Annotated in this window: 16 protein-coding genes; 10 read left to right on the top strand and 6 right to left on the bottom strand. The window is 47.2% G+C overall.

What is annotated here, in order from left to right; genetic code table 11:
- On the bottom strand, nt 1-608 hold a 608-nt coding region (locus tag WCO51_01860; GenBank protein ID MEI6512004.1), incomplete at its 3' end, for a hypothetical protein.
- Nucleotides 601-2,010, bottom strand: a complete 1,410-nt coding sequence (locus WCO51_01855; protein ID MEI6512003.1) for a metallopeptidase TldD-related protein — start codon at nt 2,008-2,010, stop codon at nt 601-603. The genes WCO51_01855 and WCO51_01860, both read right to left, overlap by 8 nt.
- Before the next feature lie 150 nt (nt 2,011-2,160).
- On the opposite strand from WCO51_01855, the gene purS reads away from it, so the two are divergent.
- The 3 genes from purS (at nt 2,161) to WCO51_01840 (ending at nt 5,071) form a co-directional block, all read left to right on the top strand.
- Entirely contained in the window at nt 2,161-2,400 is a 240-nt protein-coding gene (purS, locus tag WCO51_01850) for a phosphoribosylformylglycinamidine synthase subunit PurS (GenBank protein MEI6512002.1), read from the top strand.
- Nucleotides 2,397-3,098 (top strand): phosphoribosylformylglycinamidine synthase subunit PurQ, encoded by a 702-nt coding sequence (gene purQ / locus WCO51_01845; protein ID MEI6512001.1) that lies wholly within the window; start codon nt 2,397-2,399, stop codon nt 3,096-3,098. Before purS ends, purQ begins: the two co-directional genes overlap by 4 nt.
- Nucleotides 3,099-3,286: 188 nt before the next feature.
- Nucleotides 3,287-5,071 (top strand): diguanylate cyclase, encoded by a 1,785-nt coding sequence (locus tag WCO51_01840; protein ID MEI6512000.1) that lies wholly within the window; start codon nt 3,287-3,289, stop codon nt 5,069-5,071.
- 14 nt (nt 5,072-5,085) lie between these two features.
- Here WCO51_01840 and WCO51_01835 read toward each other — a convergent pair whose 3' ends face one another.
- The 4 genes from WCO51_01835 to WCO51_01820 all read right to left on the bottom strand — a co-directional run bounded on the left by WCO51_01835 (nt 5,086) and on the right by WCO51_01820 (nt 10,111).
- Nucleotides 5,086-6,261, bottom strand: coding sequence for a hypothetical protein (locus WCO51_01835; protein ID MEI6511999.1), 1,176 nt, complete (start codon nt 6,259-6,261; stop codon nt 5,086-5,088).
- A 169-nt stretch (nt 6,262-6,430) separates the two neighbouring features.
- Complete coding sequence (locus WCO51_01830; GenBank protein ID MEI6511998.1) at nt 6,431-6,625, bottom strand: hypothetical protein; 195 nt, start codon at nt 6,623-6,625, stop codon at nt 6,431-6,433.
- A 192-nt stretch (nt 6,626-6,817) separates the two neighbouring features.
- Nucleotides 6,818-9,202: a GH116 family glycosyl-hydrolase gene (locus WCO51_01825; GenBank protein ID MEI6511997.1), complete on the bottom strand. Its 2,385-nt coding sequence runs from the start codon at nt 9,200-9,202 to the stop codon at nt 6,818-6,820.
- Nucleotides 9,203-9,289: 87 nt separating this feature from the next.
- Nucleotides 9,290-10,111 carry a DUF1559 domain-containing protein gene (locus tag WCO51_01820; protein ID MEI6511996.1) on the bottom strand — a complete coding sequence of 274 codons (822 nt, stop codon included), beginning with the start codon at nt 10,109-10,111 and terminating at the stop codon, nt 9,290-9,292.
- Between the two features lie 384 nt (nt 10,112-10,495).
- Between WCO51_01820 and ndk the strand changes: the two genes are divergently transcribed.
- The 7 genes from ndk to WCO51_01785 form a co-directional block, all read left to right on the top strand.
- Nucleotides 10,496-10,909, top strand: coding sequence for a nucleoside-diphosphate kinase (gene ndk / locus WCO51_01815; protein ID MEI6511995.1), 414 nt, complete (start codon nt 10,496-10,498; stop codon nt 10,907-10,909).
- Between the two features lie 81 nt (nt 10,910-10,990).
- A complete protein-coding gene (gene ubiE, locus WCO51_01810; GenBank protein ID MEI6511994.1) occupies nt 10,991-11,734 on the top strand; it encodes a bifunctional demethylmenaquinone methyltransferase/2-methoxy-6-polyprenyl-1,4-benzoquinol methylase UbiE in 744 nt (247 codons plus the stop codon).
- Complete coding sequence (locus WCO51_01805) at nt 11,713-12,717, top strand: polyprenyl synthetase family protein (GenBank protein MEI6511993.1); 1,005 nt, start codon at nt 11,713-11,715, stop codon at nt 12,715-12,717. Before ubiE ends, WCO51_01805 begins: the two co-directional genes overlap by 22 nt.
- On the top strand, nt 12,717-13,511 hold the full coding sequence (locus WCO51_01800; protein ID MEI6511992.1) for an HAD-IIA family hydrolase: 795 nt from the start codon (nt 12,717-12,719) through the stop codon (nt 13,509-13,511). The genes WCO51_01805 and WCO51_01800 overlap by 1 nt, the downstream gene beginning before the upstream one ends.
- A gap of 158 nt (nt 13,512-13,669) precedes the next feature.
- Nucleotides 13,670-14,572, top strand: coding sequence for a pyridoxal 5'-phosphate synthase lyase subunit PdxS (gene pdxS, locus WCO51_01795; protein MEI6511991.1), 903 nt, complete (start codon nt 13,670-13,672; stop codon nt 14,570-14,572).
- Between the two features lie 6 nt (nt 14,573-14,578).
- The gene (pdxT, locus tag WCO51_01790; protein ID MEI6511990.1) at nt 14,579-15,190 is read left to right on the top strand and encodes a pyridoxal 5'-phosphate synthase glutaminase subunit PdxT; all 612 of its coding nucleotides are present in this window, start codon (nt 14,579-14,581) and stop codon (nt 15,188-15,190) included.
- A gap of 11 nt (nt 15,191-15,201) precedes the next feature.
- The coding region (locus WCO51_01785; GenBank protein ID MEI6511989.1) for an anthranilate synthase component I family protein at nt 15,202-16,181 on the top strand (980 nt) is incomplete at its 3' end.

The raw sequence follows: 16,181 nt of genomic DNA, 5'->3' as shown, positions 1-16,181 counted from the left end.
GATGCTTGTTGAGATTGCAGGTTCTTTGAGGTGTAAAGGGTCAGTATAAGGCGATTGAATTCCTGTTCCTCTTGCAAGTCTTTTAGAGTAGGCTCTTGGCTCAAACTTGACCCACGAGATGACGCTTTCGGAGGTTTTTGCGGAGCCTTGACTGCAGTATCGAGGTATTGCTGATGCACTTGTATCTCAGCAAGAGTTTTCGCTAAATCAGGGTCTTTAAATTCATTTTCAAGAACTGCAAGTCGCCGCAAAACTGTATACTTCGCCAATCCTTTGGCCTGAGAGCGCACCTTCAGAATTATATTTCGCTGCAACTTTTGCTTATCACTTAGGCTTTTTGCATTAAGAATTACGCCATAAGACGTTTTTGTTTCATATTCAATTGACTTAACAACGGTATTGGTATCCCCTGTTTCCCCTCGTCTAATGTCGTTATAAGTCTCAAAGGCATTCCGTCCCACGACTATCAGGAACAGAAGCGCGGTAATTGACCAGATAATTACCGCCTTAGAAGAGCTTGACTGCGATGCAGGAGGTAGTGTTGGAAGCGTTGGCTCCTCTGGCTGCGGTGGCCCCTCTTGAGGCAATTCAAATCCTAGATTATCCAATAGCAGTACCGCCTACGGTGATTTCAGAAACAAGCACAGTCGGCATTCCAACGTTACACGGAGCCCATTGCCCTTCTTTACCGCATGAGCCCAAACCTCGATCAAGGGCCATATCTGTTCCAACCATGCTCACTTTCGTCAAAATATCAGGCCCATTGCCGATGAGAGTAGCGCCTCGGACAGGCGTTCCGATTTTGCCGTCTTCAATCATATAACCTTCGGTGACAGCGAAAACAAAATTGCCGTTTGTTATATCGACTTGCCCACCGCCAAGGAACTTCGCATAAAGCCCTTTCTTTACAGAGCGCATAATCTCTTCCGGATCGCTATCTCCCGCCGCTAAATAGGTGCTGGTCATTCGCGGTACAGGCACAGACTGATAACTCTGCCTCCGTCCGTTACCTGTCAAAGGCATCTCCATGAGTTTGCCGTTTAACCTATCATTCATATAGGCAACCAAGCGGCCCTGGTCGATAAGCACGGTCTTTTGGCCGAGCGTTCCTTCATCATCGATATTGAGTGACCCTCGCTGGCCTTCTATCGTTGCATCATCTAAGACGGTGCAAAGCTTATTGGCTACCATCTCACCAATACGACCACTATAAAGGGATGAACCTTTACGGTTGAAATCCGCTTCAAGGCCGTGACCGATTGCTTCATGAAGAAGCACTCCGCCCCAACCGTTAGCTATCACAACAGGCATTAGACCTGCAGGAGCATCCTTGGCTGTAAGCTGGACTATTGCCTGTCGCGCAGCTTCTTCCGCCAACATTTCAGGAGTTTCTCGTTCGAAGAGGGTCAAACCGGTGCGCCCCCCTGCCCCGTATGTGCCGTCATGTACCTTTTCGCCTTCACGCGCAACAGCCGCAACCGTCATTCTAACCATCGGTTGCTCATCTTCGACCAACAGACCTTCTGAATTGGCGATTAATATATTCTTGAAATCATCGGTATAGCTTCCCTGCACTTCAATAACACGCGGATCAGCCTTACGTGCGGTGGCATCGGCGCGCATTAAGAGTTTAGCCTTGAGCGAGGTCTCTCCAAGGGCGCTATTGATTGGTTGATAGCGAGTTGGATGAGAAATAATCTTCAATACGGCAGGTTCGGAGGAGTTGCCATTTACTGCAATGCGCCCTGCGGTTCGAGCGGCTTCCAATAGGCTTTCTTCTGTCAGAATATCCGTATAGGCATAACCAGTCTGCTCGCCGACAATGACCCTCACACCAGCCCCTAAAGTCGAGCGTGATTCGGCAGAACGAATCGTGCCCTCTTTCAAAGAAAGGCTCGTCTGCACTGAATCCTGGGCATAAACTTCAGCAAACTCACCACCATGTGCAAGTCCCTCACGTAGAGCTTTTCTCAGCAATTCATCAGAAAGCATCTCTCTCAACCGGCTCATACAAACCTCCAAACGCCTATTATTCTCAAGCCTGAATAGTAGCAGACAAAGCCGCTTGTTGTCAAAGGGGTACTTAAGCTTCGCCGATTATCGCTAACCAATTGACATCAGTGACCAAAACCCGTTAAAATTTGGGTGAAGGAGTTACGAATGCCCCGCGTTAAAATATTTATTACTCTCAAACCAACTTTGCTCGACTCACAAGGAAGAACGCTTCAACACGCGCTCAACTCTCTTGGCTATGAGGATGTCGAACAAGTACGAGTCGGAAAGTATCTTGAAGTTGAGATAGCCGGCAATGACGACCCGTGCCAAAAAGTAAAAGAAATGTGCGACAAGCTGCTGGCGAACCCGGTGATTGAGAACTATCGCTTCGAGGTGGAAGCATGAGTCGCTTTGGGGTTGTGATTTTCCCCGGCTCAAATTGTGACTTGGACGCTTATCATGCGCTCAAAGACACCCTTGGCGTCGATACCGAATATATCTGGCACCAGGAAAGCAACCTTTCTGGATTTGACGGGATAGTTCTTCCCGGCGGATTTTCTTATGGCGATTATCTTCGATGTGGAGCGATTGCGCGCTTTTCACCGGTAATGAAAGCTGTCACTGAGTTCGCTGCGAGTGGTGGGCTGGTAATCGGCATTTGCAACGGATTTCAAATCCTCTGCGAGGCCGGTTTGCTCCCGGGCGCTTTGGTTCGCAACGAAGGCTTGAAATTCGTCTGCAAACAAGTCCATATCCGCGTTGAAAACGCCGAAACACCATTCACTTCGCTATGCAAAAAAGGGCAAGTATTGCAGATACCGATTGCCCATGGTGAAGGACGTTATGTGTGTGATGAGTCAACGCTCGCTGAGCTAAAGGCATCTAATCGCATCATGTTCCGTTACTCCTCTCCCGAAGGTGAACAATCACCCGAATGGAACCCGAACGGAGCGATGGATGATATCGCAGGCGTTGCCAATGAGCGTTTCAATGTGTTAGGAATGATGCCTCACCCTGAACGCGCAAGCGACCTGCTTTTAGGTTCCGCTGATGGCCGTTTAATTCTCGATTCATTCGTTCGTTGCCTTAGTCCTGCTCATTAGCTTTTTTATCAAAAAGCCCCCGTCAGGGGGTTTTTTGTTTTTCCTACTTCACAGCATCACTCTCTACTTTGAAATGAGTTAAATACTTGTGTGGTTTATGCCTGAAATGATGGAACAATTATTGTGTTGTCGTTCCTGTGCGGTCAGGATATCAAGGCACAATATGTAGTTCGGTGGTGCGCAAACGGATGACTAAGCTATCCGCTATTATATTAAGTATTATTATTTTAGCAGGCATACCTGCGATGGCTACTGCAGGATTTTTTGCCGGCGGTTCCATTGTTTCCACTTTTTCATTAGTATTCATCTTGGTTCTTAGCTTACAGGGGTGGCTTCTGATCAACCGTATGATTAAAGAGAACCGAGGTAGGCAGCGCTTTGCTAAACTCGAAGCTTTACATAAACTTGTCCGAACAGCCACATCTTCCCTCGATGTTAATGAAATACTCAACCAAGTTTTGCTCCAAGTGGTAAAGACTACCACCTGCAACGGGGGGGTTATCTGGCTGTCCGGTGTATCCGAACAAAAGCCCAGTCATATCGCTTCCACTCCGAGTATTAGTTTAGCTCTTATCAACCGGATACTCAGCACTCTGCACTCTGAACTAAAAGAAGATGAGATTGTTGTCATCAACCTTTATAAGAGCAGTGAAGGAGAACAATTCCCGGAACTTGTCGCCCTCAATCAAGGCGAAGTTCGACAACAAGTTGCTCTAGCAAACATACTCGTTGCAGGCCAGATAGCGGGCGCAATAGCACTTTACAATGCAGATAAAACTTTTAGCCGTTCCGATCTTGACTTCCTGAGGTCTACCGGATTAGCCACTGCTGAAGCGATCGAAAACGCGCGACAATTCGAGGTCGTACGTTCATCGGCTGAGATCGACTCGGTGACGGGTCTCTATAACCACCGTGCAGTCCACCATCAACTCGATATCGAGCTGAAACGTGCAGGACGCGCGCTGCAACCTTTAGCCATCATTATGATGGACATCAACAGTTTCAAACTTCTAAATGACAACTATGGGCACCCTGTCGGTGATGCGGTTTTGCGTCAGACTGCCAACTGCCTTACATCTATTTGCCGCGATACGGATATTGTTGCACGTTATGGGGGAGATGAGTTTATTGCAGTCTTAGTCAATACGACTGCAGAAGAAGCTGACCGGCTTGTCCAACGCTTAATGGATAAGGTGAATACCTCACCCTATCACACTCCGGACAAATCAAAGGAAGTCGAGTTCCGCTTGAGCTTCGGTGTCAGCGTTTTTCCATCTGACGGGGAAGATGTGAGCACTTTAGTAGCAGTGGCGGATTCGCGTCTTTATGAAGCAAAACGAGAGCGTGCCGTATCTACTCAGAAACCGCTGCAACTATCCGATGAGGGCGCATATTCAAGCGCAAGCTTTGTTGTGCTCGAACAGATGGTCGACTCGATCGGCAAGAAAGACGGGTACCTTCACCAACACATTCAAACGGTCGCTGATCTTTCGATGAGCATGGCGCGTATTCTCGGCCTATCCGAAGAGTCAATGCGATCGCTTCGAATTGTGTCATTACTCCATGATATCGGCATGGTGGGTGTTCCGGAATATTTGCTGCTTAAATCAACCCCTCTAACGCACGAGGAGATGGAAATAATAAGGCGACATGCCACACTTGGCGCTCAAATTGTCGGTTCTGTTCCAGGCATGGATTATGTTGCAAATTGTATCCGTTCACATCATGAACGTTATGACGGCAGTGGTTATCCGGATGGCTTACGAGGGGATAGCATCCCATTGCTTAGTAAGATCGTTGCAGTTGCTGATAGCTACGCGGCAATGACCAACCCCAGAACCCATCGCGCAGCAAAGTCCACCAAGAAGGCCCTCAATGAAATCTATCATGGAGCCAACAGCCTATTCGACAGCACAATAGTCGATGCCCTTGCGGCTGCTTTAAAAACGGGAACTGCGAACGAAGCCGCTTAAACCTCCGAATTCGTTCAAGAAGAGAATGTCCTACCAAAACGTGCTTTGATCCCGGCTTTTCTTGGCATCGGATTCCAATTCGGTCGATCGGGTTCCGCCTTTATTTCTGTCTCAACCCTATCAGGGACCTCATTTACCGGCAATTTATCTTCTTGAAATGGTTCTAATCCCTCAAAGCCAAGAGCACAACGTTCTTCCTCACTAAGGCTCGCTAATACGTCCCGTTTTTTGGTCTCATACTCTTTAACATCCGGCCGAGTACCCCATGAAGAGAGATTCGAACATTTCTCACCTGGCTCCCATCCACAACCGGTCCACCATCCACGCCGGTCATGCCCATCACCACGGTTTCCAATACTCGGAGGATAGATTATCTGAAGCCCCTGCTCTTTCATCTTCTCTTCCCAATGCTTCTGCAGACGCTTTCTCCTTGGCGCCTGTTTACAAAACGCTCGTTGCTCCTCACGCGAAAGCTTTTCCGGCTGCCACCTACTCGGGTCACCAGCCGGTCGAGCGTCAGAAAAACGAAAGCAAAACTTCGATGTTAAACCCTCAGGAGCAATACAAAAAGCAAAAGGAGCACTCTTTATGCTGTCGAAATGAACGGCTTCAGGGGCATCTGCTTTCTTTCTGCGCTTTGTAGCAGGGGGCTGTTCTCCTCGTTTTGCTTTGCGAGGATCATTGCCGATCTTTTCAAGGCATTTCAAACTGTCTAAAAGTTGATCCCATGCCTGTTTTACATATTTAAGATAAGTCTCAACCTGTTTGCTATTTCTGAATGGCCGAGGAACCCGCACGGCTTCGATCGGAAGCGGTTTGGCGATTTCCTGGTTATACCAGTCCAACACCCTGTCATATCGCTCCCAAAAGTCTTTTGGATAGAGATCATAGTTGGCCATATCGAATTCAGCAAATATCTTGCGGAGCATCATGTGGAGAAGATTATTGCGGTAGCCCACGACCCAATCCCGATCATGCGAAACCGATTCAACATCAACGACCAGCAATGGGTCGTACTTAAGGGCATTCTTGTACTGGTAAGCGCTGACGGCCGCAAGATGGACCGCTGGGTGTTCAATCGGCACACCATAAGCCTGAGAGTAATGCTGCGCGCATTCCTGAATATACTTTGTGGCCTCATCAAATCCAAAAGCCGTATCCGGCAAGTAAGGTAATGTTCGATAACTCACACGCTCTAGGTAATATTACAGGCGTTTTGTCAACTATCACGCTACTAAAGCCTGGCAGCACTTGCTAAACACCTTTTTCGTCTTTAGCCTCAAATAATTAAAGGGACAGTGTTAATTCACCATCCCTTCCTCCAAATAAACATTCAAAAGCGCACCTATTGCGTTAATCTCATGAATCTTTCCTCACCGAGTAGAGAGCTCTCAATAAGGTTTCAACATACCAACGCTCAGCAATACGCTTTGCAGCTTTTTTGTCCGTCGATTTGATAAATAATAGCGCATCTTTCAACGAATTCTCTTCAACTTGTGACGGAACTAAATGCCTAAGACATGCAAGCTCTGCCGACCACATACTGTCTAACATCGCTTCCTCCATTTAAAACAAACTTCAACCAACCGTTGCTGCATATATATACGCTTTAGGAGGGCAAAAGCGGACACTTTTTTGATTAACTTTTCGAAAATTTATTAAAAAGCTTGATTCAGAGTGAATTTGAACTGACACGGGTCTCGTTCAAAGCGTGCTATGGATATAGAACATCAATAATTAAAGGGTTTACAGGATAACTGATTGCCCTACCTCGATTAGCGAGGTAACGGCTAAAGTCTTTTCGCCAATTTCAAGTGTGTCAATATCCAGATACCCGGTAAGGACTGTGAATTTATATTTGTCGTCTTCAAGCGTCTCTACAACTCCACTGCCAAAAGGAGTAAAGAAGGGCAATTTCCCCTTTCTTGGGTTTAACTTGAGCGATCTCTCCGAGGCAGAGAACTGTTGTCCTGAGAGCGCCATGGGGATTGCCCACATGATGAGTTGACGACCATAGTGGGAATTGCACCAAGGATAACCATCCTCCCCTGCGCTTAGGTCTTTATAATCCCACTGATCATTCAATTTCTCGCGCCACTTATTGATAAGCTTCTCTGCCATTCCTAGCGATTTATCTGCCTCAACGCCTAGGAAAAGATTAAGAGAGCACCAATCGAGCGAACCAGCCTCCCATATTTTATTATCGCGATAGCTTGTATCCTGGTCGTCACCCTGCAAGACTTTCAAGCCATGGTGGCTATCATTTCGTTCCTGCTCTGCAGAAAGGTGCCGTATCATTTGATCCGCATCATAAACTAGTCCCAAATCCAAAAGGAACGCCCACAGTTGGCCATAGAGGGTATCGGCATGGAGCGCTTCGGAAGCAGGCTGATCCTTAAACCACCAGGCACGGAAACAGCTTCCTGTCCAAAGCTTTTCAGAAACGGCTTGCTTAGAGGTATCGAAGCAGTCTCTACATACCTTCGCGAACTTGGTATCACCTTCAAGAAGCGCCATTTTCTCAGCCGCGAGCATTGCCGCCAGATGAATAAATGCATTATATGCCACCACCTCTTTGTTTTCGAATTCCCACCAATCGTAGGTGTTATTAAGGTTGTGAGGCAGGCCGAAATCTTTTGAACGCTCAATTTGCCACTGTGCAGCTCTCTTCGCATTAGGCCACAACTCTACAAGCAGCTCACTATCGCCCGTCCATTTGTATTGGGCGTAAAGTCCTAAAAGAAAGCCCGTACAGCCATCTCCCATCATGCGTTTTGAAGTTGAGCTTTTAAGGTCATGGTTATCGCCTAAATCTTCACAAATATAGCCATCCTCACACTGGAAGGCAGCATAACCTTTAAGCAGGCTTATATATAGCTCAGGGAAGAAAAGAATATAGGGAATGCTTCGGTAAAAATCGATATGGACAGGGCTCACATTCGGGCATGAGAACGACTCGAACTGCCGCCAGCCTATATCATCAGTATAAAATGAAGCATTCATCCAAAAACCAGTCTTGTACACTGTAGCAGGGCTGTTGATAAGCGAATCTTGAAGCCATTCAGGAAGTGAATTATCAAAGCAAGCCGTCTGCCACTCAAGGATGCCTTCCAAATCCTCAGAGATACGCCCGATTACATCTTCACTCACATCATCAGCGCTTGTATAAAGGCTAGAGTAATAGTTGCCGACTACTTCTCCTGCATGAGTTCTGTGAGGCAAAAGCCAGCTCATGACAAAGCTCACCATCCGGCTCTCACCCTGCGCCAGTTTTAATTCAACCGCTATTGCGCCATGCTCCCCTTCACTCTCTACTTTTCTATTACCAAAAGAACCCTTTTCGACAAACACTGACCAGAGGCTTTGCAGCGTTGAGCCTGTTTCGCAGGTGGTAGATGTATCCTCTCCAACCGACCTCAGGGCCATCGTGCCGCTTGTCGGCTCAGCGCCCTCTGAAGTAAGAGTAAGACCACGGCCGGATGACCATTTGCCCTTTATGTGGTTTGGAAGGTTAAAGAGGAGAGAGGTTTCAACTTCGCTTGCGCCAGGATTATTCAATTTGAAGCTAAATATGACTGCGGGGGTGGTGCATTCTTCCGTATCGGTCATCCGGAATTCGCCATAGGCGTAAAGCTCTGCCTCTATCGGCAAGGCTGAATCAACCAACCGCAATCTGCTTACAGGAAAGGCTCCGGAATACTCTAACTGCTCAATTGAAGGAAGTCCCTCAGGCGCGTGAGTTCGAATTGCCCAAGCATTTGGATTTTCGCCCGCTATCTTTGTTCGAAGGCCAAATAGAGCTTCTTTAAGTTGAACCTTCCCTCCCCCGCCGGCAGGAGAATTATTGAATATATTCCAGTCACACAAACTTCCATCAGCGCGCAGTTCAACTGTACCGGAACCCAATCCGCCCAATGGAACTGCTGAACGCATTCCGCTTGGAGGATCGACTATCTCATCATTGCGAGCTTCAAATAGATATGGGTAACTATATTCTTCCCCCCAATTCGTCGACCACCTGTCATGGGTTTCAACATAGAAGCAATTCTTATCGTGATACTCGAATTTCATATCACTCGACACGACGCCAACATTTTTAAATCGCAACCGAGATAACTTCTCCACGCTCATCCTCGTTCACCTCTAATTAGTCACTATACCTAAACAAAAAGGCAGGACATCAAAGATGCCCTGCCTTTTATCTCTAAAGCTACGCTTTTACCTATATTCCGGATAAAGACTTAACCAAGTTTCGATGTAACCTTGGAAGGCAACTTGGTCGCTAACTTCTGATGTGTACATTTGGGTCGGATAAGCGGTCGCTCTTAGTTTCATCGCTTTGACATGACCATCCGCAAAAGCATAATTCAATACTCCAGAGGAGTGAATGTTAAGGCCCGGAATGGGCGGCGGTTTGTTACCTAAACCATCCGGCAAACCCGAATCAAATGCGCTAGGCCCGTTGCTTTGCGGCTGGCTAATCTGAATATCGGTCCACCACATGCGACACTCCAGCAACAAAATCAAGCTTGCCGTTGCAGTCATCTGAGCCATTTTCCTCACCCCAAGGCGCTCATGGAAGAAATCGCCATTATAGGCATAGCTATTGGGGATCCACTGATCTTTTGGATAAAATTTGTTCGACTCACATCCACCTTCGTTCTGGAATGACGACCAATAACCGGGATATATCTGCTTTTTCATTGCCCATTTATTAGAGGGGCATGAGCGTGAATCATAGTTCTTAATATAAGACCAAATCGCCCGACGCCAGTTGTAGGCTTTGTTAGCGGTGTAGTTATCTGGACCACTCGTATAGTTAGTGCCAGTGCAAAACCTACTTCTTGGATAGGTGTCATTCCAATCGCCTATATACGCCATGATCGCCTTGCCAATCTGACCTTCGTTCGAGATACAGGTCACTTGACGCGCCTTTTCGCGAGCTGCCGCAAAAACAGGGAATAAAATTGCCGCAAGAATAACAATAATTGCGATGACTACAAGCAGCTCTATCAAAGTGAAAGCTAGATTTTTCTTCATTAAAAATACTCCTTTGTTAAGCCAATTTTTCATATTACAACTAAAAGTTCGATTAAAGTGAAACCACGAATAGCTTTTGAGCGTTGCATCTTACACCTCGAAAGAGTATCGGGACAACATCATATTGGCTTACTCATTCTCAAGCTGCATGAATAGCCAAACATTTGCTGATATTACAATTCTCGCTTTGCAACAACTTCTCCTTCTATTATGACCCCCTTATTGAAATTTTGGTTCCAAACCAGTAAAAGAACGAGATATTTACCTGCTTTCTATATTTAAACGCTTCTGGAACTTAGCTTGTCCGCTTCTTTAAGCCAATAAACTTGGGTACAATCTTTAGAATAACTTACTGTAACTAAATAGGGAGAACGCATGGCTGTAATTGAAAGAACACTGGTGTTAATTAAACCCGATGGCGTTGAGCGCGGGCTTGTCGGTCGTATCGTCACTATGTTCGAGCAGCGACAGATACGTCTGGTTGGAATGAAGCTGCTAAATGCTCCTCGTGAACAGGTTGAAACGCACTATGCCGAGCATCGAGGTAAAGGCTTTTTTGAAGATGTCGTCAACTTCTTAACAAGCGGCCCTATCGTTGCAATGGCGCTCGAAGCTCCTAATGTAATTGGGATCGTAAGGCAGATGAGCGGCGCGACCAACCCAAAAGACGCTGCCCCTGGAACAATTCGAGGCGATTATTCTCTGACAATCGAATCGAACGTAGTTCATACTGCTGCTGACTCCGATGCAGCGGTCCGTGAACTCGCAATCTGGTTTTCGCCGAGCGAGCTGCTTTAAATCCGCATAAATTACGTAGTAAACAGTAGGGTATTATATTTTCAGAAATTTATGTAAGTTGGCGCTTTCAAGGTGGCCTGAATGCAGGATGAGAAGACCATAGTCGAAGGTGATCGCAGCTGGCAAATCCGACATATGTTCGGGCAAATTGCTCATCGTTATGACCTTATGAATTCAATAATCAGTCTGCGCTTACACCACCGATGGCGACGGTTAGCTGTATCTTATGCAAACCCACAACCAGGCGAAGCGGTTCTCGATGTTTGCAGCGGTACAGGTGATTTAGCGATTGCTTTAGCACAAGCAGTTGGACGGCAAGGGCAAGTGATCGGCATCGACTTTTGCCTTCCAATGCTAGAACTAGCTCGGCGAAAAGTCAGCTTAAAGTACAGCATTCGAAACGTTAGTCTTGCTTTAGGGGATGCCCTATGTTTACCGCTTCCCAGCGATCACTTTGCATGCGCGACAGTCGGTTGGGGTATCCGCAATGTGCCGGATATAAATGCGGCTTTTCGAGAAATGACAAGAGTTGTACGGCCAGGCGGCAGAGTTGTCTGCATTGATATGGCTAAGCCGAAGTTCAAACCGATGTCATTAGCCTATGGATTTTATTTTTATAAGATATTGCCCTTATTGGGAGGGTTGTTCAGCCGAAAAGAGGCCTATTCCTATTTGCCCAACTCGGTAACGAATTTTCCTGACCGTGAAGAATTGGCTGAGAAAATGCGCGATGCCGGGTTGACCGATATTCATGTGGTCGATCTGGCATGGGGAGCAGTATGCATCCACTGGGGAGTTAAACCATGTCCGACGCAACTCGCTTGAAAGTTGCCCCAAATGAAGCGCTGGATGAAGTGCTCAAACTGATACGTAATGAGCTGCAGGCTATCGATCTGCTGCTCAATCAAGAGGTCGCGTCACTTCTCCCTGAAGTAGCGGATATTGCTCAACATGTTTTGTTGGCAGGCGGCAAACGCCTCCGCCCCACCGCCCTTGCTTTATCTGCCTTATCGGTCGGTAAAGATTATCCCTTTAAGCAGGTAGTGCATTGCAGCGCAGCGATGGAACTTCTTCATACAGCTACACTTATTCATGACGATGTGATTGACGAAACCTCTTCAAGACGCGGCAAGCCAACCGCTAACAAGCTTTTCGGGAATTCGGCAAGTGTCCTCTCCGGCGATGCCCTGCTGGCAAAAGCAATGCTTCTTGTCATAGATGGCGGCGATAGGAACCTGATGAATGTTATTACCAATGCCGTAATCGCCATGAGTGAAGGAGCCGTTCAAGAGATAATGCACAGGGGGTCCGTCAACCTCTCGGAGGAACACTACTTCGAAGTTGTCAAACGCAAGACCGCCTCTTTCGTCTCAGCCTGTTGCTGTGCGGGCGCATTGATAGCCGGCGCGGATGAAGCTACTGCAGAGTGTCTCTCATCCTATGGGTTTCATGTTGGAATAGCTTTCCAGGTTGTGGATGACCTGCTAGATTATCTTGGGGACCCTTCCAAGACAGGCAAGTCCATCGGAACTGACTTCATAGAGGGGAATGCGACCCTGCCCTTAATCTATCTTATGAAAAACGGCCATTCTGATAAAGCAAAAAGGCTCTTTTCAGGGCGAGAGCGACCTGAAGCTTTAACGGAATTAGCATTACTCATACAAACTAGCGGCAGCGCCGATTATTCAATGGATATCGCCGCTCAGCATATAATTACCGCAACCAATAAGCTAAAAATGCTACCTGAAAGCCCCGCTTGCGAGGGTCTTAAATCTATCGCGCAATTCACTATTAGTAGAGAGATTTGATGAAGCAGTTTGGAACCTATATTTTTGACCTCGATGGAGTCTTATATCGCAGCAACCAACCGGTACAGGGGGCAAGTGAAGTAGTTCTAGCATTGATCAATCGCGGGGCAGGTGTTTATTTTGTCACCAATAATTCCAGCCCAAGCCGTCAGGATGTGACGGATAAACTGAATTCGATGGGGTTTCCTTGCACGATAGATCAGGTGGTCACTTCCGGCTCAGGTACAGCACAATATTTGCGGCAGCATGGCGCTGAAGGTAAAAAAGTTTTCGTTGTCGGTGGAGAGGGCATGAAGTGCGAGATGAAATCCGCCGGATTAATCGTAGTAGAAGACCCCACGTCCACTTCTGTTGATTTCGTTGTAGTCGGTATCGACCGTCAGTTTACTTATGAGAGACTCAAATCGGCTCAACAAGCCATTTTAAACGGCGCACAGTTTTTTGCCACCAACCGTGACCCTACCTATCCGATTGAAGGCGGCCTTGTCGAACCTGGAGGTGGCGCTATCGTGGCAGCAATTGAAGTTGCATCGGGGAAAATTCCGCCCACTATAGGAAAGCCTGAACCCTTCCTATATGAGGTCGTCCTCAACCAACCCGGCGTCGAAAAAAGTAATACTTTAGCTGTAGGAGATCGGCTAGACACTGACATTCTAGGCGGGAAACGAGCAGGGTTAGAAACCGCTTTGGTACTCACTGGAGTAACTTCTCGCACCGAAGCCGCAAACGCCCCACTTGAGATGAAACCGGACTATATCATCAATACCCTTAAAGAATTAACTGACAACTTTTGATTTAGTCTTGGTATTAATTTCTCGCCCTTTAGCCACCTAAACGATAAATCCGCTTATCCGCATTATGACGCCAGATATAACAACCTTTTGGAAGGTGTTAAGGCTAATGCTGAGGGGCGGCTTTAGGTATAATAATTTCGTGAGGTGAATAGGCTTAAATGGAAGCATCGATTTATGAAGTACAAAAATCAACTTGGAGAACGAAGGTCGGGCTAGCTGAAATGCTAAAGGGCGGCGTCATTATGGACGTCACCAATGCAGAACAAGCTAAAATCGCGGAGGAAGCCGGAGCTACCGCCGTAATGGCCCTCGAGAGAGTCCCGTCCGATATCAGACGCGATGGCGGCGTTGCCCGAATGTCTGACCCGCTGATAATTTTAAAGATTATGGAAACGGTGACCATTCCCGTAATGGCCAAATGCCGCATAGGCCATTTTGTTGAAGCAGAAATCCTTCAATCTCTTGGTGTGGACTATGTTGATGAAAGCGAAGTCCTGACACCCGCCGACGAAGCCTATCACGTGAACAAGCATGCTTTTAAGGTTCCATTCGTCTGCGGCGCAAGAGATTTGGGCGAAGCGTTGCGTCGTATTGGCGAAGGCGCTACTATGATAAGAACGAAGGGTGAGGCCGGCACCGGCAATATCGTCGAAGCTGTTCGTCACATGCGCTCCATTATGGATGGTATGCGCCGCATTCAATCTGCCCCTGAAGAAGAGCTTATGTCAATTGCCAAGGAACTTGGCGCGCCTTATGATTTAGTAGTTGAAGTCCATCAAACCGGCCGACTGCCTGTGCCCAACTTCTCCGCAGGAGGAATTGCAACCCCTGCCGATGCCGCTTTGATGATGAAACTTGGCGCGGAAGCCGTTTTCGTCGGCTCCGGCATCTTCAAATCAGCCGATCCTGCCCCACGAGCCAAAGCCATTGTCGACTCTGTCACCTATTACAAAGACCCCAAAGCTCTGGCCGAGATTTCAAAGGGATTAGGCGATGCTATGCCCGGCCTCGACATCCGCACGATGGACGAAAAAGAGCTTATGGCAACTCGCGGCTGGTGATAGCGCATGGCTCATAATATAAGTGATCGACCTCTCACCGTCGGCGTACTTGCGCTGCAAGGTGATTTTGAGAAGCATATCGAAGCGCTCAAGTCAGCAGGCGGTGAGGGTGTCGAAATCCGAACAGTTGACGATCTACGCAATGTAGAGGGCCTTATTATCCCTGGCGGCGAAAGTACCACTGTTGGCAAGCTAATGACCCGCTACGGCCTCGACAAGGCCATTAAGGAGCTATCCACCGAAGGCTTGCCCATCTGGGGCACCTGCATGGGCATGATCATGATGGCAGATCGCATCGAGAACAGCGATCAACCGAGTTTGAACCTACTCGATATCACCGTCAAACGTAATGCTTTCGGACGCCAGATCGATAGTTTCGAAACTGACATTTACTTCGAGCCGCTTAACTCAAATATCCATGCAGTATTCATACGCGCCCCAATCGTCACCCAAATTGGCGCTAGCGTTCATACTTTAGCCACCTTTGAGAATAATATCGTTTGTGTACAACAAAACAACTTGCTAGGCTCCTCCTTCCACCCAGAGCTAACCGACGACCCACGCGTACATGTCTACTTCATAAAAATGGTTGAGAAGTACATCGAGAACAAGGAATAGCGGAAGCTATCATGGCTTACATGCAACTAAAAGATACTCCCGGAATAATTTTAATAGATGATTGGGATGTCGATAATTTAATCGGTCGGTCATACTTCTTGCGCGATCCTATTAATATGGTGGTTGCTAAATCGCCGCAAGAAGTTTTGGATTGCTTGGCGCTTGTTGATCACTATCTCAAAAGCGGAAAATTTGCTGCCGGTTATGTGGCTTATGAAGCAGGAACGGACTTAACTCTGCGCAAAACACCTGGACATCAACTCCAATTACCTTATGTATGGTTTGGAATTTATGATCAATGTGAGGAAGCGGGTTATGACGAGGTCGATTGCGGTGATGAAAGTGGTTTAGACGACATATCAGATATCCATCTAAACATCTCTTCACAGGAGTACCTAGAAGGGGTTCAACAAATTAAGGAATACATCGAGAAAGGCGATGTCTATCAGATCAACTACACATGCAAACTTCTTTTCAATCATAAAAAGCCTGCCCTTCAGCTTTTCGCCCGATTAAGACGCGCTCACCGTGTAGGTTTCTCCGCTTATATAAACACTGGCGATTATCAAATTGCATCTCTATCCCCTGAATTGTTTTTGAAACGCGAAGGTAAACAGATTATTTCCAGGCCAATGAAAGGCACTGCCGGACGAGGCAAATGGTCTGCAGAAGACAACGAGATCGCATCTCACTTAATGAATGACGAAAAGAACCGCGCAGAAAACCTCATGATCTTGGACCTGATGCGCAACGATCTCGGGCGAATTAGCACAACAGGGAGTATTGAGGTACCACGAATCTTTCATATCGAACGCTACCCGTCACTGTTCCAAATGACGAGTGATGTCACCGGATGTCTTCAAGAGGGCACGTCATTAACAGACATCTTTAAAGCCACTTTTCCTCCAGGTTCTATAACTGGCGCGCCAAAGATTCGAGCGATAGAACTTATATATGAATTAGAACGAGAGGCGCGTGGCGTTTATTGCGG

Source organism: bacterium (assembly GCA_037131655.1).
In the GTDB taxonomy this organism is placed as follows: Bacteria; Armatimonadota; Fimbriimonadia; order Fimbriimonadales; family JBAXQP01; genus JBAXQP01.
Note: the sequence above shows the minus strand (reverse complement) of the source record. Positions and strands in the feature narration are given on the sequence as shown.